We start from the raw sequence: 640 nt of genomic DNA, 5'->3' as shown, positions 1-640 counted from the left end.
CCAGTACGCCCGCACGGTCACCACCCAGTCGGCGCGCAGTATCGAAACTAAGCCAGTGATAGAGCCCAAGCAGGGAAAGGCGCACCAGAGCGACAGCAAGAACCCAGTTCCAACCAGTCAGTTCGAGCGCGAGTCGCACCAGCCAATTGTACATTGGCGGATGCGAGTTGCCATAGTTCCAAGCGAACGCAACTTCGCCAACGAATTGCGCCTCATCGATTTCCATAAACCGCGAAAGAAAGAGGCGTAGTACTAAGATGGCAAGAATGTACAGAACGATTGCACGCGGGGCGAGGCGCGCAAGTTTTAACCAATTGATTGGTGGGCCATCAAGTGAGGCCATGTTGAAATTTCGCCAGAACACCCTTGGCTCCCACGCTTCATTCAGCGTGATCTACTACAAAAATTAAGTTTGCCGCAATCCCAGACAGGACTTCCTAAAGACACACAAAAACCGCCGGTACGAGACCGGCGGTTTTTGTGATTTGCTGCGGCTAGGCGCGACGTATGATTCAGCGTGATCTACTACAAAAATTAAGTTTGCCGCAATCCCAGACAGGACTTCCTAAAGACACACAAAAACCGCCGGTACGAGACCGGCGGTTTTTGTGATTTGCTGCGGCTAGGCGCGACGTATGAT

1 protein-coding gene is annotated in these 640 nt (G+C 52.3%); it reads right to left on the bottom strand.

Going from position 1 to position 640, the window contains the following annotated elements; all coding sequences use genetic code 11:
- The coding region (locus tag ACXJ5O_RS29085; protein WP_457302931.1) for a hypothetical protein at nucleotides 1–343 on the bottom strand (343 nt) is incomplete at its 3' end.
- Between the last annotated feature and the right edge of the window lie 297 nt (nucleotides 344–640).

It is taken from the genome of Phyllobacterium sp. P5_D12, from assembly GCF_054049495.1.
This window is presented reverse-complemented; position numbering and strand designations above follow the sequence as displayed.